Consider the following 22,032-nt stretch of genomic DNA (forward strand, 5'->3'; position numbering starts at 1 on the left):
GCCACAGCAGCGAACAGATGCCAGGCTCATGACACTTCATGGTCAAGTCAAGGGCGCCTCACAGACAGGCAAACGCCGGTGCCGATGCCCCAAGTGGGCATCGGCACCGGCGTGTTGAGCTTCTGGCGATCAATCGGGGCTGGTCAGCCCGCGAGGTTGTCCGCCATCTCCTCGGTGAGGTTCGACTCCGTCCCGGGGATGCCCAGGTCCTGGGCCCGCTTGTCGGCCATCGCGAGCAGCCGGCGGATACGGCCGGCGACGGCATCCTTGGTCAGCGGCGGGTCGGCGAGCGCGCCCAGCTCCTCCAGGGAGGCCTGCTTGTGCTCCATGCGCAGCCGCCCTGCGGCCGCGAGGTGCTCCGGCACCTCGTCGGCGAGGATCTCCAGGGCGCGCTGGACGCGGGCCCCGGCGGCGACGGCGGCGCGGGCCGAGCGGCGCAGGTTGGCGTCGTCGAAGTTGGCGAGCCGGTTCGCCGTGGCGCGGACCTCGCGGCGCATCCGGCGCTCCTCCCAGGCCAGCACGGATTCGTGCGCCCCGAGGCGGGTGAGCAGCGCGCCGATCGCGTCACCGTCGCGGACGACCACCCGGTCCACGCCACGCACCTCGCGGGCCTTCGCGGCGATCGACAGCCGGCGGGCGGCACCGACCAGCGCGAGCGCGGCCTCCGGGCCCGGGCAGGTCACTTCCAGGGAGGAGGAGCGGCCCGGCTCGGTGAGCGAGCCGTGCGCCAGGAAGGCCCCGCGCCAGGCCGCCTCGGCGTCGCAGGTGGCCCCCGAGACCACCTGCGGGGGCAGCCCGCGGATCGGGCGGCCGCGGCCGTCGACGAGCCCGGTCTGGCGGGCCAGCTGGTCGCCGCCCGCGACGACGCGTACGACATAGCGGGAGCCGCGGCGCAGTCCGCCGGGCGCCATCACGATCAGTTCGGAGCTGTGGCCGAAGATCTCCAGGATGTCCCGCTTCAGCCGGCGCGCCGCCATCGCGGTGTCCAGCTCCGCCTCGATCACGATCCGGCCGCTCACCAGGTGAAGGCCGCCGGCGAACCGCAGAATGGCGGAGACCTCCGCCTTTCTGCAGCAGGTCCGGGTGACGGGGAGCCGGGAGATCTCATCCTTCACCGCTGCCGTCATCGCCATGGGCCGATCCTTCCATGCATCCGAAAAATACGGTCGTACGCAGCGGCCAACAGCTCCGGGTCGTGCCGCGGAGTTCCGTCGGTCCGGGCCACCGGCGCCAGCTCGACCGCGGCGCCGAACCGCTTGGCGGCGTCGGAGAGTGAGTCGCGGTCGGGCACGGCGGCCTCGTCGGCCAGCACCACGTCCAGGGCGAGTTTAGGGGCGTGTCGTCCCAAAACCTCCAAATGACGCTGCGGGGAGAAGCCATCGGTTTCTCCGGGCTGCGGGGCGAGGTTCAGGGAGAGTACCCGGCGCGCCTTCGTCTGGGTGAGGGCATCGAGGAGCTCGGGCACCAGCAGATGCGGGATCACCGAGGAGAACCAGGAGCCGGGGCCGAGGACCACCCAGTCCGCGTCGAGGACCGCCGCCACGGCCTCGGGGACGGCGGGCGGGTCGTGCGGCACGACGTGCACGGACTGCACCTCGCCGGGTGTGAGCGCCACGGTCGCCTGTCCTCGTACCGTGTCGACGTCCTCGGGCCGCTCCGGGTCGTGCCCCTTGACCAGGGCCTGGAGCTCCAGGGGTACAGCTGACATGGGCAGCACACGGCCGTGCGCGCCCAGCAGCTTGCCGACCAGGTCCAGGGCCTGGACGTGGTCGCCGAGCTGCTCCCACAGGGCGACGATCAGCAGATTGCCGACCGCGTGCTCGTGCAGGTCGCCCTTGGACTGGAAGCGGTGCTGGATGACCCGGGCCCAGGTCTGGCCCCAGTCGTCGTCGCCGCACAGCGCGGCCAGGGCCTTGCGCAGGTCGCCGGGCGGGAGCACGCCCAGCTCGTCGCGCAGGCGCCCGCTGGAGCCGCCGTCGTCGGCCACGGTGACGACGGCGGTGAGGTCACCGGTGATCCGGCGCAGCGCGGCGAGCGAGGCGGACAGGCCCATGCCGCCGCCGAGGGCGACGACCTTGGGCTGGGCGCCGCGGCGGCGCGGCTTGGCACCGCGCGCCTCGGCGGGCTTGCCTCCCTTGCCCTCGGGGGTCACCCGGCGCAGCCTGCTGAGCCGCAGAGCGGCACGTCCCGTCATTCGCGTCCCATGTCCCGGTGAACGACCACGGTCTCCACGCCCTGGGAGACGAGGCGGGCGGCCAGCTTCTCTGAGGTGGCGACCGAGCGGTGCTTGCCGCCGGTGCAGCCGACCGCGATGGTCACATAGCGCTTGCCCTCACGCCGGTACCCGGCCGCGATGAGCTGGAGCAGTTCGGCGTAGCGGTCGATGAACTCCTTGGCGCCGGGCTGGTTGAAGACGTAGGCCGACACCTCCTCATTCAGACCGGTGAAGGGGCGCAGCTCCGGAACCCAGTGCGGGTTGGGCAGGAAGCGCATGTCCACGACCAGGTCGGCGTCGACCGGCAGGCCGTACTTGAAGCCGAAGGACATGACGGTGGCCCGCAGCTCGGGCTCCTCCTCGCCGGCGAACTGGGCGTCCATCTTGGCGCGCAGCTCGTGCACGTTCAGGCTGGAGGTGTCGATGACCAGGTCGGCGTCGCCGCGCAGCTCGCGCAGCAGCTCGCGCTCGGCGTCGATGCCGTCGACGATGCGGCCGTCGCCCTGGAGGGGGTGCGGGCGGCGCACGGACTCGAAGCGGCGCACCAGGGCCTCGTCGGAGGACTCCAGGAAGACGATCCGCCGGGTGACGTGCTTCGACTCCAGGTCGGCGAGGGACTCGCGGAGGTTGTCGAAGAAGCGACGGCCGCGTACGTCGACGACGACCGCGATCCTGGCCACGTTGCCCTGAGAGCGGGCGCCGAGCTCCACCATGGTGGGGATCAGGGCGGGCGGCAGGTTGTCGACGACGAACCAGCCGAGGTCCTCCAGACACTTGGCGGCCGTCGACCGGCCCGCTCCGGACATGCCGGAGATGATCACCAGCTCGGGGATGGCCGTCTCGGGGACCCCTGCCGATTCGATACCCGTACCCACCTGTGCTCCGTCTTCCTGGGGCGCTTCCTGTTCCAGGTGATCTTCGCCTGTCTCGTTGTGTGCTTCGTGAGCGCCCTGGCCCTGCGCCGGACGTTCCTCTTCGCGCGCGTCGTTCTCGGTCATCTCTCCTGCCCCCGTCGCTCGTCCGAGGCTCCCGCGGTCACGGGTTCCTCCGGGGAGCCCGCCGTCGTTTCGGGCGCCCCGTCTTCTTCATCTCCCATGATCTCTCCTGTCGCCGTGTTCACGGCGGGTGCGGCCGGGGCCGCCTGGGCGAGGGCCACGGAGATCGCCTCGGCCGTCTTGCGGCCTATGCCCGTAACCTCACAGATCTGGTCGATTGTCGCGGATCGCAGCTTTTTCACCGAACCGAAGTGCTTGATCAGCGCCTGTTTGCGTGTCTCGCCCAGGCCCGGCACATCGTCGAGCGGGCTCGCCCTGAAGCGCTTGGCCCGCTTGGTGCGCTGGTAGGTGATCGCGAAGCGGTGGGCCTCGTCACGGACCCGCTGGAGCAGATACAGCCCCTCGCTGGTGCGCGGCAGGACCACCGGGTCGTCGTCCTCCGGCAGCCACACCTCCTCCAGGCGCTTGGCGAGGCCGCACACGGCGATGTCGTCGATGCCGAGCTCGTCGAGGGCCTTCTTGGCGGCCGCGACCTGCGGCTGACCGCCGTCGACGACGACGAGCTGCGGGGGGTAGGCGAAGCGCTTGGGACGGCCGTCTTCCTCCGTGAGCCCGGCCTCGCCGTCGGCCCACTCCCCCGTCTTCTCCTTCTCCGCGAGATAGCGCCTGAAGCGGCGGGTGATCACCTCGTGCATGGACCGGACGTCGTCCTGGCCCTCGAAACCCTTGATCTGGAAGCGCCGGTACTCGCTCTTGCGCTGGAGCCCGTCCTCGAAGACGACCATCGAGGCCACGACGTCGTCGCCCTGGAGGTGCGAGATGTCGTAGCACTCGATCCGCAGGGGCGCGCTGTCCAGGTCGAGGGCCTCGGCGATCTCCTCCAGGGCGCGCGAGCGGGTGGTCAGGTCGGAGGCACGCTTGGTCTTGTGCAGCGCGAGCGACTGGAGCGCGTTGCGCCGCACGGTCTCCATGAGCGCCTTCTTGTCGCCGCGCTGCGGGATGCGGAGCGACACGTTCGACCCGCGCCGCTCGGTGAGCCACTCCTGGACGGGCTCCACCGGGTCGGGCAGCGCGGGGACGAGCACTTCCTTGGGGACGGAGTCGCCCGTCTCCTCCCCGTAGAGCTGCTGGAGCGCGTGCTCGACCAGGTCACCGGTGGTGACGGCCTCCACCTTGTCCGTGACCCAGCCGCGCTGGCCGCGCACCCGGCCGCCGCGTACGTGGAAGATCTGCACGGCGGCTTCCAGTTCGTCCTCGGCGACGGCCATCAGGTCGGCGTCGGTCGCGTCGGCGAGCACGACCGCGTTCTTCTCCATGGCCTTCTTCAGGGCCTCGATGTCGTCGCGCAGGCGGGCCGCCCGCTCGTACTCCATCTCCTCGGCCGCGTCGGTCATCTGCTTCTCGAGGCGGCGGAGGTACGTCCCCGTACGGCCGGCCATGAAGTCGCAGAACTCCTCGGCCAGTTCGCGGTGTTCCTCGGCGGAGACGCGCTCGACGCAGGGGGCGGAGCACTTGCCGATGTAGCCGAGGAGGCAGGGGCGACCCGTGCGGGCCGCGTTCTTGAAGACGCCGGCGGAGCAGGTGCGGACGGGGAAGACGCGCAGCAGCAGGTCGACGGTGTCGCGGATCGCCCACGCGTGCCCGTACGGACCGAAGTAGCGCACGCCCTTGCGCTTCTGGCCGCGCATGACCTGCACGCGCGGGAACTCCTCGTTCATGGTCACCGCGAGGTACGGGTAGCTCTTGTCGTCGCGGTACTTGACGTTGAACCGGGGGTCGAACTCCTTGATCCAGGAGTACTCCAGCTGAAGTGCCTCGACCTCCGTGGACACGACCGTCCACTCCACCGACGCGGCCGTCGTGACCATGGTGCGGGTGCGCGGGTGGAGGTTCGCCAGGTCCTGGAAGTAGCTCGCCAGGCGCTGGCGCAGGCTCTTCGCCTTTCCGACGTAGATCACCCGGCGGTGCTCGTCGCGGAATTTGTACACCCCGGGAGAGTCCGGGATCTGTCCCGGCTTGGGGCGGTAGCTGGAGGGGTCGGCCATGTCACACACCCTACTGGCGAGGGCTGACAGCGCGGCGACCCTGTGGACAACGCCGGACGGCATGCGGGGCGGCCTCCCGGGGAGGCCCTATCGGGACTCCAGGAACGTCAGCACGGCCAGCACCCGGCGGTGATCGTCGGTGTCCTCCTGGAGGTGGAGTTTGCCGAGGATGCTGCGGACGTGCTTCTCGATGGTGCCCTCGGTGACCCACAGCCGGCGGCCGATGCCGGCGTTGGAGCGGCCCTCGGCCATCAGCGCGAGGACCTCGCGCTCGCGGGCGCTGAGGAAGGACAGCGGATCGTCGCGCCGCCGGGCCGAGAACAGCTCCTGCACCAGAGAGGGGTCGACGACCGAGCCGCCCTTGCGGATCCGGTCGAGCGATTCGATGAACTCGTCCACGACCGTGACCCGGCTCTTGAGGAGGTAGCCGACCTGGCGCCCGCCCGCCAGCAGCTCCAGGGCGTCCTCGACCTCGACGAACGCCGACAGGACCAGGATGCCGGTGTCCGGGTGGCGCTCGCGGATCGTGCGGGCCGCCTTCAGGCCCTCGGTCGAGTGGTTCGGCGGCATCCTTATGTCGACGATCGCCAGGTCCGGATGCTCGTCGACGACCAGCTCCAGAAGCCGCACGGCGTCACCGGCCTGCCCGACCACCTCGTAGCCGACCCGCTCGCAGAGGCTCGCCAGGCCCTCCCTGAGCAGGACGTCGTCGTCGGCGAGGACGACCCGTCCCCGCACGGGCTGCTGATCGGCGTCCATGGTCCCGGCCCCCCTTGCCCGACCCGTGCGCTGCGGTGCGGTGGTGCGTTCCTGCGCGCGCCCCCAACAGCCTGTCGGACCCGATGACACAGGCGGGGGGCTGGCCGTGACGACATGGATCGAGAGACGACGGTGGTCGGTCCGTGTCCGCCGGTACGAGGACGAGGCGGCGCCCCTCCGCCATGCCCTCGACCCGCGGGATCCCGACATCGCGCGTGCCCGACGTCCACGGCTCGCGCGGCGCGGCGCACCGCCCGCACCCGGCGCCGAGGACGGCCGACAGGGCGGGTCTCCCCGGAAACGGGGCCCAGAGCCGGACGGCTGTCTCTTCCGTCCGGAACCGATCGAAACCGACCGCGCGGCGCGTACACACGTCGGCGAGTCCAAGGCCCCCCCGTATGGGACCCCCTCCGTGCACGCCCCGGGCGGTCACACGTCGGTCGGCTGTTCCCGCAGCGGCAGCCGTATGGTCAGGGTCGTACCGCTCCCCGGCGGGCTGCTGATCGCGAGCTTGCCGCCGATCGCCTCTACGCGGTCGATGAGCCCGATGAGCCCCGAGCCGCCGCCCGGTTCGGCGCCCCCGGTCCCGTCGTCGCCGATGGACACCTCAAGGACGTCGTCATACGTCCGTGCAGCCACCTGTACAACGGTGGCGCGGGCGTGTTTGGCGGCGTTGGTGAGGCTTTCGGAGGTCACGTAGTAGACCGCGACCTCGGTCTGTTCCGGAAGGCGGACGGAGGGCAGCCGGAGATCCAGCTCCACGGGGACGGCGGAGCGGCGGGCCAGGGCTCGCAGGGCGGGGCCCAGGCCTCCCCTGGAGAGGATCGCGGGGTGGATGCCGCGGGAGATGTCCAGCAGGTCCTCGAAGGTGTCGTCCAGGCCTTTGCTGATGTGCGCCAACTGCTCGACGAATTCGGCCGACTGGTCGTCCATCATGGACTCGGCCATCCGCAACTCCAGTTGGAGCGAGACGAGGCGCTGCTGGACGCCGTCGTGCAGATCGCGCTCGATACGGCGCCGGGAGGCGTCCGCGGCGGCCACCACGCGCGCGCGTGAGGCCCTGAGCTGGGCCCTGCTGTCGGCGTTGGCGATGGCGGTGGCGACGAGCTCGGTGAAGTCGGCGAGCCGGGACTCGGTGCCCGGGGGCAGCGGTTCCGGGCCCGTCGGGGCCGCGACGACGGCGCCCCACAGACGGTCGTCGACGACGATCGGGGCGCCGACCGAGCGTCCGGCGCGGGCCGCCCGGCGGGTCTCGGCCACCGCGGCGGCCGCCTCCTCGCCCGCGACCGCGGCCGCGTGGGCCGAGCCGAGGACCGTGACGGCGCCGTCGGCCTCGTACCGCAGAACGGCCGCTGCCGCCGTGCTCAGCACCAGGCCCACCTCGCGCGCGACCGCCGCGAACACCTCGTGCGGCGGATCACCGTGGGCCACGAGGGTGGCGACGCGGCGCAGCGCGGCCTGCTCGCGGTCGGCGCGGCGGCTCTCGGTGACGTCGCGCGCGGCGGCGTAGACGAGGCCCTCTCCGGTCACGGGGCGGGCGCTCCACTGGAGCCAGCGCTCGGTGCCGTCGCCGCGCAGGTAGCGGTTCTCGAACTCGGCGAGCTCGACGCCGTCGGCCAGGCGGTGGAAGGCGGCACGCGTGCGTGCCCGGTCCTCCGGGTGGACGAACTCCAGCCAGGGTTTGGCGAGAAGCTCGTCGGCGGCGTACCCCAGGGTTCGCTCGAAGGCCGGGTTCACGCGCTTGAAGTAGCCGTCGATCCCGCAGATGCACAGCAGGTCGAGGGAGAGGGTGAAGATGCTCGCCAGCTCCCGCTCGGCCTTGCGGCGTCTGCCGTGCGCGGCGGCGAAGGACGCCATGGTGTCGTTCATGCCGCCCAGCAGCTGCGCCCAGGTCCCGTCGAACGCGGCGACGTCCGCGCGGTGGCCGAGCCGGTTGTCGTCGAATGCCGTGTTCATGGTGCGGATCTCGGCGGCGAGCCGCTCGCTGGTGACATGGAGTTCGCGGAAGGTGTCGGCGACGACGCCGATCTCGTCGCGTCCCCTGTAGTGGACGTCGTACGACAGGTCGCCGGCGGCGAGCGATTTGGCGCCCTGGGACACCACGGTGAGCGGGCGCGTGATGGAGCGGCTCAGGGGCAGGGCGAGGAGGGTGACCGCGGAAAGGACCCCTACGGAGAGGGTGAGTGCGCGTTCGCCCCGGTCCTGGGCGCTCTTCAGGTCGTGGTCGGCGTCGGCGGCGAGTTCGACGGCCGCGGCGTGGACGATGCCGCGCAGGGCGGTGAGCCGGTCGCCGGAGGCCGTGAGCCAGCCCTCCAGGGAAGGGAGTCGCTCGGTGGCGCCCTCGGAGGCCATGAGGGTGTCACGGGTCGCGCGCACGGTGCGGCCCGCGGGCAGCAACAGGGCGCGGGAGAGGCGGGCGCGGAGCGGCCCGGAGGCGGTCTGACGGAAGGTGTCCAGCTGGGCGCTCTCCAGGGCGGGCCAGCGGTTGGCGGGGCCGCCTTCGCCCTCCTGCCGCGGCGCCGCGAGCAGGACGGCGAGCTCGACGCGTTCCCGCTCGGCGGCCTCGACGGCGCCCAGGATCGCCAGATAGGCATCGCCGGAGCGGCCCGAGGCCCGCGTGGGGCGGCTGGAGTCGAGGCGGCGGACGGTGTCGAGCAGATACCTCGCGACTGTCGCGTACCGCTGCTCGATCCGCGCCGTGGCGAGCGACCCGCTGTCCGACTCCAGCCGGGCCGCGTGGAGTTGGTTGCGCAGGGAGTCGAGGATGCCGAGGACGTCGGGCTGTCCTTCGTGCCCGGCCGCGGCGCCCTCGGCGGCGGTCAGAGCGCGGTTGGTGGCGCCCCTGGCCGCGTCCCGCTCGGCCGCCGTGTCCGTACGGTCCGGGGCCGCCTCGGCGAGGACCTCCGCGAGGCGCTCGCGGGCGACGGCCTCGTAGAGCCCGGCCGTCGCGAAGGACACCTTGGTCGAGGCCCTGAAGTCCTCCAGTGTGCGCGCCTCCTGCCACTGGGCCAGGGCCGAGAAGACCGTGAAGGCGAGCAGTCCGGTGACCGGCAGCAGGACGAGCAGCATGAGTTTGGTGCCCACCCGCAGCCGCGCGAGCAGCGGCGGACGGGCCCCGGCCGGGCGCCGGCCGCCGGGTCTCATGGCCCGCCAGACGGGTAACCCTGGTGGTCGGCCAGATCCTTGTCGATCTCACGGACCGCCTGGTCCAGCGCGGGCTTGACCGGGGCAAGGTCCACGACGATCTTCGCGAAGGCCTTGGAGAAGGCCACGGTCACGGCGGGATAGGCGGGAGTCTGCGAGCGGGGCCGCGCGACCGTCCTCAGCTGCTCGATGAACAGATGCTCGGGGCCGCCCTCGGCGAAGGACGGCGAGATCCTCACGGCGCTGTTCGTCGCCGGGATCGCCCCGTTCGCCACGGTCATACGGTGGATCTGGTCGGGCTTGAGCAGATAGGTGAGGAACCGCCAGACCGCGTCGCCATCGGTGGCGCCCGTGGTGACGCCCCACTGCCAGGACCCCATCCCCGTCACCGTGCCCTTGCCGAAGTCGGGCAGCGGGACGATCTTCACATCGCCGGGGAACGCCTTGGTGTAGTCGGGGTACATCCAGTGCCCCACCCAGGAGAGGGGGCTACGGCCCGCCACGAAGGCCTTGTCGTCCTTGTCCGGGTCGATCAGCCCCTCCTTGGCCCAGCTCTGCATCGTCGTGAGCGCCCTGACCGCCTCGGGGCTGTTGAGGAAGCCGTCGGCCGTGCGATGGGTCCTGGGGTCGATGAGATCGCCGCCGGCCGACCAGACGGCGGGCGCGAAGCCGTAGGTGTTCCACTCCTGGCCCGGAACGGAGTAGTTGAGCCGCAGGTCCAGCGGGCGCTCGTAGCCCTGCTTCCGGAGCTTGTGGAGGATGCCGGTCAGCTCGGTGGCCGTCCAGGCGTCGCCTCGGCCGCTCGGCACACGGATACCGGCCTTCTTCAGGACCGAGGGACGTACGTAGAGGCCGAGTCCGGAGTCGAAAGTGCCTACGCCCCACAACCGGCCCTCATAGGTGCCCTGTTCGCGGATCGAGGGCAACAGGTCGTTCTTCACGCTGTCGGGCACACAGGAGTCGATCGGCTTGAGCTTGCCCGACCAGGCGTAGTTGTAGAGGTTCGGGCCGTCGAAGTCGAGCAGGTCGGGCAGGTCGCCGCTGGCCGCCGCGGATTCGACCAGATCCGTGTACGGGCGCTCTTCGGGCAGGGTGATCAGCTCGACCCGGACCGCCTTCTGCGCGGCATTGAAGTCCTTGACCTGCGCGCGCAGCGTGCTGAGCTCCCCGCTCGGGCCCGCGTGGAACCACACGGTGATGTCGGTGGTGCCCTTGAGTCTTCCGTCGCACGTGGTGTCCGCGCGCGTCCTGGAACGCTTTCCGTCGTCACCTCCCCCGCCGCATCCGGCGGCGAGGAGGGCCGCGCAGAGCACTCCGGCGAGGAACGCCCGGCCGTGCAGCGGTTTCCTTCGGAGCAACGTCATCGTGTACCCCCATCCAACCGACGGGACACGGCCACCCCAGGGCATCGACATGCTACCGCCGGTGACACGCCGCTGCTTTGCGTGAGCGCGAACCTGCCTTCCTGGCAAAGGACTTCAGCACTTTCCGGCTAGCGGGAAGGCGCGAAGGTCAACCTGTTGGGAAGCTGTCAGCATGTCCATGCGCTGTCTCCTCGTCGACGACAGCGCCCGGTTCCTGGAGGCCGCGCGCGCCCTGCTGGAGCGTGGTGGGGTACAGGTCGTCGGTGTCGCCTCGACGGGCGCGGGGGCTCTCGCGCGGGCTCTTGACGTGACTCCGGACGTCGCCCTCGTCGACATCGACCTCGACGGCGAGAACGGCTTCGACGTGGCGGCGCGACTCGCGGGCAGCGTGCCCGCCGTGATCCTGATCTCGACGCACTCCCTGGAGGACTTCCAGGAACTCGTCGCGGCCAGCTCGGCCCGCGGCTTCCTGCACAAGTCCGCGCTTTCGGCGGGGGCGATATGGGAGTTGCTGAGGGGTGAGGGGTGAGGGGTGAGGCGTGAGGGGTAGGGAGTGAGGGGTAGGGAGTGAGCGGCCGGGTGTAGGGGGCCGGCGGTGGCTCGGGATTGAGCGCTGGCTCTGGCTTGTGCGGCTCCTGGTGGCTGCCGGGCGGAGCGGGGGCGTGGCTCCGCCCGGCGCCGGGGGGATGCGAAGTCAGCGGCGGCGTCGGCGCAGGACGCGGGAGGCGCTCAGCGTGAGGGCCACGAGTGCTCCGACGCCGGCTGCCGCCGAGGCGACGACGACGGCGGGGCCGGGGTTCTCCGGATCGTGCGGGCGGCCGGCCCCCGGGGGCTCGGAGCCGTATCCGCCCGCCTCGCCCGACCGCGCGTACACGGAGCCGGGGAGCTTGTCCGCGTACGCGTTGTGTACGCGCGCGCGATAGGCGCCCAGCGTCGCGCCGTGGGCGCCGATCGCGTGCCGGGCGTCCGTGTCGAGGGGCAGCACGCGCGCGTGGCGCTCGACGTACCAGGCGTCGATCTGCGGCTCCCTGAAGACCGTGCCGCCCGGCAGCAGCCGGGCGCCCAGGGCCGCGTACCGCGTCTCGTCGTCTCCGGAGGCGATGTTCACCACCTGCCAGCCGCCGCCCTGTCGCGCGGTCCACAGGGATGCCTTCCGGCCGTCGGAGGAGACGGCCCGGGTCGCCAGGAACGCGAGCCGGGCGACCGGTGCGCCGGTCCTGCCGGCCACGAAGTCAGGAGACAGGTAGTACACCGGGACGGTGTCGTCGTCCACGCGCGCGTGGATGGTTGATTCGGTCACCGAACTGCCGGGGGCCGCGAAGAACCGGACGAGGGTGTCCAGGGTCGCGGACTCGGTGGCGGCGCGGTGCGCGGCGGCCACCGAGGCCGGAGGGACTGGTGAGGCCTGGGAGACCGGTGAGGCCTGGGCGACCGGTGAGAGTCCGGCTTCGGGCCTGGCCGAGGGGGCGGCCAGGCCGAGCAGCAGGGTGGCGGCGCAGCCCGCGACGACTGCGCTCGTGATGCGGGTACGTCGGGTCATCGCGCTCACGCCCCGATCCGGTACAGCGAGTGGGTCCAGGAGAAGGAGTCGTTGTCCACGTACCAAGCGTGGGAGGCCCAGTTGTAGCGGTCGTTGGAAGGCCAGGGGTCACCCCAGTAGACCCAGCTGTTCGTGTCGTCGTACCCGTAGAGGACGTGCATGTGGCCGCCGCCGCTCGACCACTGGATCCGGGTCTCGACGGGCCGGTTCGCGTCGATCTCCGTCACCACGGTCGAGTGGCGCAGCCATCCGGAGACGTACGAACCGGGGTTGATGCCCGCCCAGTCCAGGCCGTCCTGCACATCGCCCAGAGAGGCCTGCCAGTTGGGGCATTCGGCGCCCTGGGCGCGCCCGAAGGCGGCGTTGCAGAACTGGTTCTGCGAGTAGCTCCGACCGAACCAGGTGGCGACGGTGTTCCCGCTCGCCGCCCAGCACCAGTTGCTCTTCTGCTGGACCTGCATGGTGATGTTCAGGCGCTTGTACGCGAGGGTCGTCGCGTGGGGCGTGGACGTACTGGCCGCGGGTGCCTGGGAAGCGGCGGCCGTCGCCGGGGCGGCGCCGAGGGCGGCCAGCACGGCGGCGAGAGCGAGGAGCCTTCTGTGGCGCATGCGTTCCTCCCGAGTGGGGTTCGAGGAGTGGAGGAGCGCGTCCGGACGCTGCGGTGAAGCATGTTGAGCATCAGGTGTTGTCGGGGCTTGGTCAACACGCTTCAATGCGGGGGAACTCGGGGCGTGAACGGCGAAACCTGCGTGTGAACAGCCCCCGCGCGCCGACCTGGCGGCCCCGACGACCCGCACGAACGGCCTGACCAGCCGTTGTGAACATTCACAGAAAGGCCCCCTGCATGCGGCACGGCACACAGCACGCGGACGTCGCCACTGCGGAACTGGAGACGGCTCTGCGGGGCGGCCCCTTCCATGTCGCGCTGCGCGCCGCGATCGCCGCGCGCGGGCTGCCGCTGCAGCGCGTACAGCACCATCTGTCGCGGTACGGGGTCAAGGTCGGGGTGACGAGCCTGAGTTACTGGCAGCAGGGCGCCCGGCGCCCACAGCGCCCCGAGTCGCTGCGCGCCGTACGCGCCCTGGAGGAGATCCTCCAGCTGCCGGACGAGTCGCTGATCCGGCTGCTCGCCAAGGCCGACGAGCGCTCCGATCCGCAGCGCCCCGCGGGCCGTTCGTACCGCTCCCTCGTGGAGGCATCCGGCGTCCTGGAGCGGCTTCTGGCCGAGCTGGAGTCACCTCTCGACGGCGGGCTGCACACCCTCGGCCACCACGAACGCGTGCGGATCGGGGCACATCGCGAGCTGCTGGGCCGCGAGTCGCACCACATAGTGCGCGCCCACAGGGACGGCGTGGACCGCTATGTGGCCATCCACCACGGAGACCCGGGGTGCGCTCCGGAACGGATGGCGGTACGCGCCCTGGAGAACTGCCGTACGGGGCGGGTGCGCTGGCACCAGGACACCGGGGTGTTCGTGGCCGAACTGCTCTTCGACACACGTCTGCGCGCAGGCGATACGTTCCTGTTCCGCTACGGCTTCGACGACGGCACGGCCGGTGCGTCCAGCGAGTACGTCCGCGGCTTCAGCTTCGCGGGCGGGCAGTACGCCCTCCAAGTGCAGTTCGCCGAGGACGCGTTGCCTGTGCACTGCCACCGGTTCACCCAGCACTCGGCGGCGGCTCCGCGCAGCGGTCGCCAGGAACTGACGCTGAGCGGTCGCCACCGCTCGGTGCATCTGGTCGAGCCGCGCGTGCGGTCGGGGATCGTGGGGATCGGGTGGGACTGGGAGTGACCACCCAGGTCAAGGGCACGGCGTCGGTGACCGGCCTGGTCAGGCGTCCGCTGCGAGAGCGCCTCAGGCGCCCGGGCCCGCGATGATCTTCCCGCCCTTCGCCTCCACGGACAGTTCCTCCAACGGCGTGGTGGCCGGCACGTGCAGCACCTTGCCCGTCATCGCGTCGAACTCACTGCCGTGGCAGGGACACGTGAGCGTCGCGCCCTCCAGCTTGTTGATGGCACACCCCGCGTGCGTGCAGATCGAGCTGAACGCCTTGAGTGAACCGTTCTCCGCGCGGCTGACCACGACGTTCTCATCGCGGTAGAGCTTGGCGCTCCCCTTGGCGATCTCGCTCTCCGCGCCGAGCTCGACCGGTCCGGTGAGCTTCGTGGGAGCACCCTCGCCACCACCGGAGCACGCGCTGAGGCCGAGCCCGGCGACCGGGGTGAGCGCCGCTCCCCGCAGGACGGTACGGCGGGTCGCGGACGGACGGCCGGGCATGGCATCTCCACTGGTCGGGGGCGGTGGAGATCGACGATACCGGTCTGAATCATTCCGCCCCGGGCGGGGTGGGTCGACATCACGAGGTGGACGTAAACGCTTACGTAAGCGTTTACGTCTACCGCCGGATGGGATAGCTTCCCGTGCGGACGACCGGGTTCCAGGGGAGGGAGCGTCATGGCGACGATGGTCGATGTGGCTCAGCGCGCGGGTGTGTCCATCGCGACCGTCTCGCATGTGCTCAATGACACGCGCCCTGTACTGCCCCAGACCCGCCAGGCCGTCCTCGATGCCATCGACGAGCTCGGATACACGCCGAACACCCTGGCCCGTTCACTGGTCACCGCACGCACACGGTCCATCGGGCTCGCGGTATCGGCGATCAGCAACCCGTACTTCACGGAGATCCTTCAGGGCGTCGAGGCCGGCGCCCTGAAGCACGGCTACAGCCTGCTGATCGCCGATCCGCACGACGACCCGCAGCACGAGCGGAAGATCGTCCAACTGCTGTACGAGCGACGCGTCGACGGCGTGATCATCGCCCCCTCGGCGGATCCGGAGGCGCTCCTGCGCTATCTCGGGCAGCACGACGTACCCACCGTGTTCCTGGACAGACTCGTCGGCTCCCCCGCCGAGAGCCCCTTCCCCTTCGACCAAGTCTGCACCGAGAACGCCGAGCCCACGACACGGCTGGTCACCCACCTCGCCGAACTGGGCCACCAACGCATCGGACTGGTCGCCGGCCTGCCGGGGCTCAGCACCACCTCCGAACGGATCACCGGCTACCGCCACGGCCTCGCGCACGCCGGACTCCCGTACGACGAACGGCTCGTGGCGCACGGCAACTCCCAGGCGGAGGCCGCCGAGGAGGCCACCCACGCCCTGCTGTCCCTCGCGGCCCAGCCCACCGCACTCGTCACCGCCAACAACGCCATGACCATCGGCACGTTGCGGGCCCTGCGCCGACGGGGCCTGTCGGTGCCGGACGACCTGGCGCTGTGCTGCTTCGACGACTTCTCCTGGGCGGACCTGTTCACCCCCCGGCTGACCGCGATCTCCCAGCCCAGCAAGGAGATCGGGGCCCAGGCCGTCCGGCTGCTCCTGGAACGGCTGGCGTCGCCCGGCCGTCCGGGCCGTACCGTCCGGCTGCCCTCCGCCTTCGTCCACCGCACCTCGTGCGGCTGCCCCGAGAGCTCCAAGAGTCCCGAGCGCCACAGGAAAGGACCCGAGTCGTGATCATCGTCGCCGGTGAGGCCCTGATCGATCTGGTACCGCAGGGCACGGGCGCCCTCGTGGGCCTGCTGCCGCGCCTGGGCGGCGGCCCCTACAACACGGCGGTGGCACTGGGCCGCCTCGGCTCCCCCACTGCCTTCTGCTCCCGGGTCTCGTACGACGCGTTCGGTGAGGCACTCCTGGGCGGGCTGGGCGAGGCGGGCGTCGACGTGTCGTCCGTGCAGCGCGGAACGGAGCCGACGACCCTCGCGGTCGCCTCGATCGGCACGGATGGCTCAGCCGCGTACTCCTTCTACGTCGAGGGCACCGCGGACCGTCTCTTCTCCGCACCGGACCAACTCCCCGACGCCACCAAGGCGGTGTCCTTCGGCACCTGCTCGCTCGTCCTTGAGCCGGGCGCGAGCGCGTACGAGGAGCTGATGCGGACCGCCGCCGCACGGGGGGTGTTCACCGCGCTCGACCCGAACATCCGAGCCGGGCTGATCCCCGACGCGGATGCCTACCGGGCCCGGTTCAAGAGCTGGCTGCCGTCGGTGTCGCTCCTCAAGCTCTCGGAGGAGGACGCCCTGTGGCTCGGCGGCACCCCACGCGAGTGGCTGGCGTCCGGTCCCGCGGCCGTGGTGATCACGCAGGGCGGCGACGGTCTGACGGTGTTCACCCGCGACGGCGCGGTGCACTCCGTGCCCGGCGAACCAGTCGACGTCGTGGACACCATCGGCGCCGGCGACACCGTGAACGCGGCATTGCTGCACGGCCTGGGCGCGCGGGACGCCCTGTCGTCGGCTGCGGTGGCAGCCCTCGGCGCCGACGGCTGGACCGAACTGCTGCGCTTCGCGGCCCGCGCGGCGGCGATCACCTGCTCCCGCGCGGGAGCCGAACCGCCGTACGCCGCTGAACTCGGCAACCTGTAACAGCACAGTCAGCTGCCGACCGACCGCAGCGCCCCGGGCTGCCGCCCGTTGAGGCGGTCCAGCGCGGCCGCTGTGGCTTCATCGGCGGGCAGGTGTACGACCATGCGGTGGCCGTCGTCCGGCAGGGCGAGCGTCTCGTACGACAGGCGCAGTGGGCCGGCCTCCGGGTGAGCGACCAGGTCGGTACCGGCCCGCCGGGGCATGGCCGGAACGGCGGCGAGCCGGTCGGCGAAGGGGGCGCCCGCGGTGACGGTCAACTCGTCGGCCACGGCAGCGACATGGGGATCCTGGAGTGACGCCTCCTGCCTGAGGTGGGCGACCTGTACGTCGGCCACCTGATCCCAGTTGGAGTAGGCGGCGCGCGCCCGCTCGTCGGTGAACACATACCGCAGGATGTTCGGCTGCTTGCCGTCGAGCACCCCGAGAGGTCCGGCGAACCGCCGATAGCCGCTGGTGTACGCGAGGATGTCGCCGATCCAGTTGAGGAGCACGGCGGGTGTGGGTTCCAGCCGGTCCAGCATGGCCCGCACGCTGGGGCGCACGGTGCGGGTGGGCTCCACCACCGATGTGCAGAACACGGCGTCGTGACCGGCCTCCTTGACGAGCCGGCGCAGCAGGATCCGCTCCGTCACGGGCAGCTGCAACGCGTCGGCGAGCACGCCCAGGACCTGGGGTGACGGGTTGCGGTCGCGGCCCTGTTCGAGCCGGATAAGGTACTCGACGCTGATCCCCGCGAGTGTGGCCAGCTCGGCGCGGCGCAGCCCCGGAGTGCGACGGCGGGAACCCGTCGGCAGCCCCACCTCGGCGGGTGTGATCGCTTCGCGGCGTGCGCGCAGGAAGGTGCCCAGCTCGTTGTCGCTCACCTGTCGAACGTACAGCGCGTACGGCACCGGATCGTGGCCCTGTCACTACCACCATTCAGCCGGTCTCCCTGCTGGCTGCCCGGCCGCGCAGGGTGGAGCCATGACTGACGACAACTCCCCGACCGCGTATGCCTCTTCCCTGCCGCTCGCCGCTGGCGACTGGGAGCTCGACCCCCTGCACTCGGCCGTCAACTTCACCATCCGCCACCTCGGGATCGCCAAGGTGCGGGGGCGCTTCGGCGAGGTGAAGGCCGGGCTGTACGTCGGTGAGACGGCAGCCGATGTCAAGGTGAGCGCCGAGATCGCTCTTGCCTCTCTTGACACCGGGAACCCGGACCGCGACGCGCACACTCGCTCGCCCGAACTGCTCGACGTCGAGAAACGTCCGACGATGACCTTCCGCTCGACGCGGGTGTCCGGTGACGGTGAGGAGTGGTCGATGGAAGGGGACTTGACCATCGGAGGCGTGACGCGGACGGTGCCTTTCGCCGTCGAGTTCGGCGGGGTGGTGGACTCCCCCGTCGACGGTCGCCGGCACGCGGGGTTCGAGGCGACGGGCGAGATACGGCGCAGCGACTTCGGTCTGGACTTCGGGACCGGGTTCCTGGGTGATGTTGTCAAGGTGCAGTTGGACATGCAGTTCGTCGAGCCGCAGGGACAGCGCGGCTGACTGTGCAACGCACGGCGCCCCACGGGGAGTTCCCGCGGGGCGCCGTACTTTTGGGGACTTGTCAGGCCTTGCGAGCCCGCGTGGTCTTCGCGGGGGTCGCCTTCTTGGTGGCCGTCTTCTTCGTGGCCGCGGCCGCCTTCTTCGTGGCCGTGTTGTTGACGGTCTTCGTGGTCGTCTTCTTCGCCGTCGCCCTGGCCGCCACCGTCTTCTTGGCGGCGGTCTTGCGCACGGCCTTCACCGGGGCGGCGTCGCTGATCCGGTCGGCGCTGAGGACCTCGCGCAGGAACTTTCCGGTGTGGCTGGCCGGAACGCCGGCGACCTCCTCCGGCGTGCCCTCGGCGATCACGAGACCGCCGCCCGCGCCGCCCTCGGGGCCCATGTCGACGAGCCAGTCGGCGGTCTTGATGACGTCCAGGTTGTGCTCGATGACGATGACCGTGTTGCCCTTGTCGACCAGTCCGGAGAGCACGGTGAGGAGCTTGCTGATGTCCTCGAAGTGAAGGCCGGTGGTCGGCTCGTCGAGGACGTAGACCGTGCGTCCGGTGGACCGCTTCTGCAGTTCGCTGGCGAGCTTCACACGCTGGGCCTCGCCGCCGGACAGGGTGGTCGCGGACTGACCGAGCCGGACGTAGCCGAGACCGACGTCGTTCAGCGTGTTGAGGTGGCGGGCGATCGCCGGGACGGCCTCGAAGAAGTGCATGGCTTCCTCGATCGGCATGTTCAGGACGTCGGCGACGGACTTGCCCTTGTAGTGGACCTCCAGGGTCTCCCGGTTGTAGCGCGCACCGTGGCAGACCTCGCACGGGACGTACACGTCCGGGAGGAAGTTCATCTCGATCTTGATGGTGCCGTCGCCGGAGCAGTTCTCGCAGCGGCCGCCCTTGACGTTGAAGGAGAAGCGCCCGGGCAGATAGCCGCGGACCTTCGCCTCGGTCGTCTCCGCGAACAGCTTGCGGACGTGGTCGAAGACTCCGGTGTACGTGGCCGGGTTGGACCGGGGGGTTCGGCCGATGGGCGACTGGTCGACGTGCACGACCTTGTCGACGAGGTCGTCGCCGTCCACGCGCGTGTGCCGGCCGGGGACGCTTCTCGCGCCGTTCAGCTCTCGGGCCAGGTGCGTGTACAGGATGTCGTTGACCAGCGTCGACTTGCCGGAGCCCGACACGCCCGTGACGGCCGTGAGGATGCCCAGCGGGAAGGACACGTCGATGTCCTGGAGGTTGTTCTCCCGGGCGCCGTGCACCGTGAGCTGCCGGGACGGGTCCCGGGGGCGGCGGATGTCGGGCAGCGGGATGGACTTCTTGCCCGACAGGTACTGGCCGGTCTGCGACTCCTCGTTGACGAGCAGCTCCTTCAGGGAGCCGCTGTGCACGACCTTGCCGCCGTGCTCGCCCGCGCCGGGGCCGATGTCGACGATCCAGTCGGCGACCTTGATGGTGTCCTCGTCGTGCTCCACCACGATGAGCGTGTTGCCCATGTCGCGCAGCCGGACCAGGGTCTCGATCAGTCGGTGGTTGTCGCGCTGGTGCAGACCGATGGAGGGCTCGTCGAGGACGTACAGGACGCCCACGAGTCCGGAGCCGATCTGGGTGGCCAGCCGGATGCGCTGGGCCTCACCGCCGGAGAGGGTACCGGCCGCGCGGTTCAGCGACAGGTAGTCGAGGCCGACGTCGACCAGGAAGCGCAGCCGTTCGTTGACCTCCTTCAGGACGCGCTCGGCGATCTTCTTGTCTCGGGCGTTGAGCCTCAGCTCGCCCAGGAAGTCCGCGCAGTCGCTGATGGACATCCCGGAGACCTCGGCGATCGACTTCTCCATGACCGTGACCGCGAGGACGAGCGGCTTCAGGCGCGTGCCCTCACAGGTGGGGCAGGGCACCTCGCGCATATAGCCCTCGAAGCGCTCGCGGCTCGCGTCGCTCTCGGACTCGCTGTGCCGCCGTTTGACGAAGGGGACGGCCCCTTCGAAGGGCGTGGTGTACACGCGCTCGCGTCCGTACCGGTTTCGGTAGCGGACCTCGATCTGCGTCTTGTGCCCGTAGAGCAGGGCCTTCTTGGCACGTTGCGGAAGACCGGCGAAGGGGATGTCGGTTCGGAATCCCAACGCGTCGGCGAGGGCTCCGACGAGCCGCCCGAAGTAGTCCTTGGTGTGCCCGTGCGACCAGGGGTGGATGGCGCCCTCGTCGAGCGACTTCTCCTCGTCCGGGACGATCAGCTCCGGGTCGACCTCCATGCGCGTACCGATACCGGTGCACTCGGGGCAGGCGCCGAAGGGCGAGTTGAAGGAGAAGGAGCGGGGCTCCAGCTCTTCGAAGGACAGGTCGTCGTACGGGCAGTACAGGTGCTCCGAGTACATGCGCTCGCGCTCGGGGTCGTCCTCGGGGAGGTCGACGAAGTCGAGCACGACCATGCCGCCGGACAGGCCGAGGGCGGTCTCCACGGAGTCGGTGAGGCGGCGCTTGGCCGAGTCCTTCACCGTGAGGCGGTCGACGACCACCTCGATGGTGTGCTTCTCCTGCTTCTTGAGCGTGGGCGGCTCGGTGAGCTGGATCGTCTCGCCGTCGACCCGGGCCCTGCTGTACCCCTTGGTCTGGAGATCGGCGAAGAGGTCGACGAACTCTCCCTTGCGCTCGCGCACCAGCGGCGACAGGACCTGGAAGCGGCTCCCCTCCGGCAGCTCCAGGACCTTGTCGACGATGGCCTGCGGCGACTGGCGCGTGATGGGGCGGCCGCACTCGGGACAGTGCGGCTTGCCGATGCGCGCGAAGAGCAGGCGCAGATAGTCGTAGACCTCGGTGATGGTGCCGACCGTCGAGCGCGGGTTGCGCGAGGTCGACTTCTGGTCGATGGAGACCGCCGGGGAGAGGCCTTCGATGAAGTCCACGTCCGGCTTGTCCATCTGGCCGAGGAACTGCCGGGCGTACGAGGAGAGCGACTCCACGTAGCGCCGCTGCCCCTCGGCGAAGATGGTGTCGAAGGCCAGCGAGGACTTGCCCGACCCCGACAAGCCCGTGAAGACGATGAGCGAGTCGCGCGGGAGGTCGAGCGAGACATTCTTGAGATTGTGCTCGCGCGCTCCACGGACGATGAGACGGTCGGCCACGCCGGTCCGCACCTTTCTTGAGAGAAGTGACAGGGGCCGAGGCCCCCGTCTTTCTCAGACTAGGGGGAGCCACTGACAGCGCCGGTTGGTTTCCCTGGTTCACAACAATCCCGGGCCCTCCAGCATGCCCGACGCCACGCCCGAGCTTATAGCACGCGTATTCGATTTAGGGTGGTGGTCGACCACCTTCACCCAAACGTGTGGCGGGGCTAGGGTCGGCCTCATGATTGATCATGTGCGCGACCTGGCGTCTGTACGTGACGCGACCGAACGGCTGCTCAGCGCAGCCGCCAAACTGGACAACGTTTCCGTGGCCGAGCCGTCACGGCTTCCCGGCTGGAGCCGCGGCCACGTCCTCGCCCACCTCGCCCGCAACGCGGACGCTCTCGTGAACGTCCTCGAAGGGCGCCCCATGTACGCCTCCGGGGACGCCCGGGACAACGACATCGAGCGGGACGCACCGCGCGCCCTGGACGTACAGCTCACGGACGTGCGCGAGAGCGCGGCCCGCTTCCAGGAGGCGGGGGCCGCTCCCGCGGACTGGTCCCGCACCGTGGAGCTGCGCAACGGGGTCACCGACTCCGCGGCCCGAGTGCCGTTCCGGCGGTGGATCGAGGTCGAACTGCACCACGTGGATCTGGGGATCGGGTACGAGCTCGAAGATCTTCCGGAGGAGTTCGTGGCACGGGAGATCGACTTCCTCGCCGACCGCTTCAGCGGACACCCCGAGGTGCCTGCCACACGCGTCACCGACGGCACGCGCGCGTGGAGCACGGGCCGCGTCACGGAGGGCAGCCCCGAGGTCACCGTGACCGGAACCTCCCCGGCGCTGCTCGGCTGGCTCGCGGGGCGCCGCGACGGGGCCGGCCTGAGCGTCGACGGCGGTCCGCTTCCCGGCCTGCCCCCGCTATAGGC

18 protein-coding genes are annotated in these 22,032 nt (G+C 70.7%); 6 read left to right on the forward strand and 12 right to left on the reverse strand.

All coding sequences use genetic code 11. The annotated features are described in order from the left end of the window. Positions 1 to 143: 143 nt before the first annotated feature. From whiA to AB5J50_RS12930, 7 genes are all read right to left on the reverse strand, one after another. Positions 144 to 1,133 (reverse strand): DNA-binding protein WhiA, encoded by a 990-nt coding sequence (gene whiA / locus AB5J50_RS12900; RefSeq protein WP_010987695.1) that lies wholly within the window; start codon positions 1,131 to 1,133, stop codon positions 144 to 146. Continuing rightward, the gene (gene yvcK, locus AB5J50_RS12905; protein ID WP_327427861.1) at positions 1,124 to 2,194 is read right to left on the reverse strand and encodes a uridine diphosphate-N-acetylglucosamine-binding protein YvcK; all 1,071 of its coding nucleotides are present in this window, start codon (positions 2,192 to 2,194) and stop codon (positions 1,124 to 1,126) included. Before yvcK ends, whiA begins: the two co-directional genes overlap by 10 nt. Continuing rightward, a complete protein-coding gene (gene rapZ / locus AB5J50_RS12910; RefSeq protein ID WP_369257670.1) occupies positions 2,191 to 3,213 on the reverse strand; it encodes an RNase adapter RapZ in 1,023 nt (340 codons plus the stop codon). Before rapZ ends, yvcK begins: the two co-directional genes overlap by 4 nt. After that, positions 3,210 to 5,255: an excinuclease ABC subunit UvrC gene (gene uvrC, locus AB5J50_RS12915; RefSeq protein WP_369257672.1), complete on the reverse strand. Its 2,046-nt coding sequence runs from the start codon at positions 5,253 to 5,255 to the stop codon at positions 3,210 to 3,212. Before uvrC ends, rapZ begins: the two co-directional genes overlap by 4 nt. Positions 5,256 to 5,342: 87 nt before the next feature. Continuing rightward, positions 5,343 to 6,014 carry a response regulator gene (locus tag AB5J50_RS12920; RefSeq protein WP_369257674.1) on the reverse strand — a complete coding sequence of 224 codons (672 nt, stop codon included), beginning with the start codon at positions 6,012 to 6,014 and terminating at the stop codon, positions 5,343 to 5,345. Positions 6,015 to 6,443: 429 nt separating this feature from the next. Further along, complete coding sequence (locus AB5J50_RS12925; protein ID WP_369257676.1) at positions 6,444 to 9,158, reverse strand: PAS domain S-box protein; 2,715 nt, start codon at positions 9,156 to 9,158, stop codon at positions 6,444 to 6,446. Beyond that, positions 9,155 to 10,522: a sugar ABC transporter substrate-binding protein gene (locus AB5J50_RS12930; protein WP_369257678.1), complete on the reverse strand. Its 1,368-nt coding sequence runs from the start codon at positions 10,520 to 10,522 to the stop codon at positions 9,155 to 9,157. The genes AB5J50_RS12925 and AB5J50_RS12930 overlap by 4 nt, the downstream gene beginning before the upstream one ends. Positions 10,523 to 10,694: 172 nt before the next feature. On the opposite strand from AB5J50_RS12930, the gene AB5J50_RS12935 reads away from it, so the two are divergent. Next, positions 10,695 to 11,051 carry a response regulator gene (locus tag AB5J50_RS12935; protein ID WP_369257680.1) on the forward strand — a complete coding sequence of 119 codons (357 nt, stop codon included), beginning with the start codon at positions 10,695 to 10,697 and terminating at the stop codon, positions 11,049 to 11,051. A gap of 165 nt (positions 11,052 to 11,216) precedes the next feature. Here AB5J50_RS12935 and AB5J50_RS12940 read toward each other — a convergent pair whose 3' ends face one another. Then, positions 11,217 to 12,062: a hypothetical protein gene (locus AB5J50_RS12940; protein ID WP_369257682.1), complete on the reverse strand. Its 846-nt coding sequence runs from the start codon at positions 12,060 to 12,062 to the stop codon at positions 11,217 to 11,219. A 5-nt stretch (positions 12,063 to 12,067) separates the two neighbouring features. Then, complete coding sequence (locus AB5J50_RS12945; protein WP_369257684.1) at positions 12,068 to 12,670, reverse strand: papain-like cysteine protease family protein; 603 nt, start codon at positions 12,668 to 12,670, stop codon at positions 12,068 to 12,070. A 236-nt stretch (positions 12,671 to 12,906) separates the two neighbouring features. Between AB5J50_RS12945 and AB5J50_RS12950 the strand changes: the two genes are divergently transcribed. Further along, positions 12,907 to 13,854, forward strand: a complete 948-nt coding sequence (locus tag AB5J50_RS12950; protein ID WP_369257686.1) for a hypothetical protein — start codon at positions 12,907 to 12,909, stop codon at positions 13,852 to 13,854. Positions 13,855 to 13,917: 63 nt separating this feature from the next. On the opposite strand, the gene AB5J50_RS12955 is transcribed toward AB5J50_RS12950, so the two are convergent. Then, positions 13,918 to 14,340, reverse strand: a complete 423-nt coding sequence (locus AB5J50_RS12955; protein ID WP_327427870.1) for a Rieske (2Fe-2S) protein — start codon at positions 14,338 to 14,340, stop codon at positions 13,918 to 13,920. Positions 14,341 to 14,517: 177 nt separating this feature from the next. Here AB5J50_RS12955 and AB5J50_RS12960 point away from each other — a divergent pair, with 177 nt between their 5' ends. Further along, complete coding sequence (locus tag AB5J50_RS12960) at positions 14,518 to 15,576, forward strand: LacI family DNA-binding transcriptional regulator (RefSeq protein WP_369257688.1); 1,059 nt, start codon at positions 14,518 to 14,520, stop codon at positions 15,574 to 15,576. Continuing rightward, positions 15,573 to 16,484, forward strand: a complete 912-nt coding sequence (locus AB5J50_RS12965) for a carbohydrate kinase (RefSeq protein ID WP_369257690.1) — start codon at positions 15,573 to 15,575, stop codon at positions 16,482 to 16,484. The genes AB5J50_RS12960 and AB5J50_RS12965 overlap by 4 nt, the downstream gene beginning before the upstream one ends. A gap of 8 nt (positions 16,485 to 16,492) precedes the next feature. Here the strand turns inward: AB5J50_RS12965 and AB5J50_RS12970 are convergent, their stop codons facing one another. After that, on the reverse strand, positions 16,493 to 17,347 hold the full coding sequence (locus AB5J50_RS12970) for a helix-turn-helix domain-containing protein (RefSeq protein WP_369257692.1): 855 nt from the start codon (positions 17,345 to 17,347) through the stop codon (positions 16,493 to 16,495). Positions 17,348 to 17,447: 100 nt separating this feature from the next. Here AB5J50_RS12970 and AB5J50_RS12975 point away from each other — a divergent pair, with 100 nt between their 5' ends. After that, a complete protein-coding gene (locus tag AB5J50_RS12975; protein ID WP_369257694.1) occupies positions 17,448 to 18,017 on the forward strand; it encodes a YceI family protein in 570 nt (189 codons plus the stop codon). Between the two features lie 61 nt (positions 18,018 to 18,078). On the opposite strand, the gene uvrA is transcribed toward AB5J50_RS12975, so the two are convergent. Then, positions 18,079 to 21,117 (reverse strand): excinuclease ABC subunit UvrA, encoded by a 3,039-nt coding sequence (gene uvrA, locus AB5J50_RS12980; RefSeq protein WP_369257696.1) that lies wholly within the window; start codon positions 21,115 to 21,117, stop codon positions 18,079 to 18,081. Positions 21,118 to 21,340: 223 nt separating this feature from the next. Between uvrA and AB5J50_RS12985 the strand changes: the two genes are divergently transcribed. Beyond that, on the forward strand, positions 21,341 to 22,030 hold the full coding sequence (locus AB5J50_RS12985; protein ID WP_327427876.1) for a maleylpyruvate isomerase family mycothiol-dependent enzyme: 690 nt from the start codon (positions 21,341 to 21,343) through the stop codon (positions 22,028 to 22,030). The last annotated feature ends 2 nt before the right edge of the window (positions 22,031 to 22,032 follow it).

It is taken from the genome of Streptomyces sp. R35, from assembly GCF_041053035.1.
In the GTDB taxonomy this organism is placed as follows: domain Bacteria; phylum Actinomycetota; class Actinomycetes; order Streptomycetales; family Streptomycetaceae; genus Streptomyces; species Streptomyces lutosisoli.

Excerpts from the sequence above, each read along its gene's own strand:
- rapZ (WP_369257670.1), bottom strand. The coding sequence starts at position 3,213 with ATGACCGAGAACGACGCGCGCGAAGAGGAACGTCCGGCGCAGGGCCAG.
- AB5J50_RS12920 (WP_369257674.1), bottom strand. The coding sequence starts at position 6,014 with ATGGACGCCGATCAGCAGCCCGTGCGGGGACGGGTCGTCCTCGCCGAC.
- AB5J50_RS12925 (WP_369257676.1), bottom strand. The coding sequence starts at position 9,158 with ATGAGACCCGGCGGCCGGCGCCCGGCCGGGGCCCGTCCGCCGCTGCTC.
- AB5J50_RS12960 (WP_369257688.1), top strand. The coding sequence starts at position 14,518 with ATGGCGACGATGGTCGATGTGGCTCAGCGCGCGGGTGTGTCCATCGCG.
- whiA (WP_010987695.1), bottom strand. The coding sequence starts at position 1,133 with ATGGCGATGACGGCAGCGGTGAAGGATGAGATCTCCCGGCTCCCCGTC.
- AB5J50_RS12955 (WP_327427870.1), bottom strand. The coding sequence starts at position 14,340 with ATGCCCGGCCGTCCGTCCGCGACCCGCCGTACCGTCCTGCGGGGAGCG.
- AB5J50_RS12985 (WP_327427876.1), top strand. The coding sequence starts at position 21,341 with ATGATTGATCATGTGCGCGACCTGGCGTCTGTACGTGACGCGACCGAA.
- AB5J50_RS12945 (WP_369257684.1), bottom strand. The coding sequence starts at position 12,670 with ATGCGCCACAGAAGGCTCCTCGCTCTCGCCGCCGTGCTGGCCGCCCTC.
- yvcK (WP_327427861.1), bottom strand. The coding sequence starts at position 2,194 with ATGACGGGACGTGCCGCTCTGCGGCTCAGCAGGCTGCGCCGGGTGACC.
- AB5J50_RS12940 (WP_369257682.1), bottom strand. The coding sequence starts at position 12,062 with ATGACCCGACGTACCCGCATCACGAGCGCAGTCGTCGCGGGCTGCGCC.
- AB5J50_RS12975 (WP_369257694.1), top strand. The coding sequence starts at position 17,448 with ATGACTGACGACAACTCCCCGACCGCGTATGCCTCTTCCCTGCCGCTC.
- AB5J50_RS12950 (WP_369257686.1), top strand. The coding sequence starts at position 12,907 with ATGCGGCACGGCACACAGCACGCGGACGTCGCCACTGCGGAACTGGAG.
- AB5J50_RS12930 (WP_369257678.1), bottom strand. The coding sequence starts at position 10,522 with ATGACGTTGCTCCGAAGGAAACCGCTGCACGGCCGGGCGTTCCTCGCC.
- uvrC (WP_369257672.1), bottom strand. The coding sequence starts at position 5,255 with ATGGCCGACCCCTCCAGCTACCGCCCCAAGCCGGGACAGATCCCGGAC.
- AB5J50_RS12935 (WP_369257680.1), top strand. The coding sequence starts at position 10,695 with ATGTCCATGCGCTGTCTCCTCGTCGACGACAGCGCCCGGTTCCTGGAG.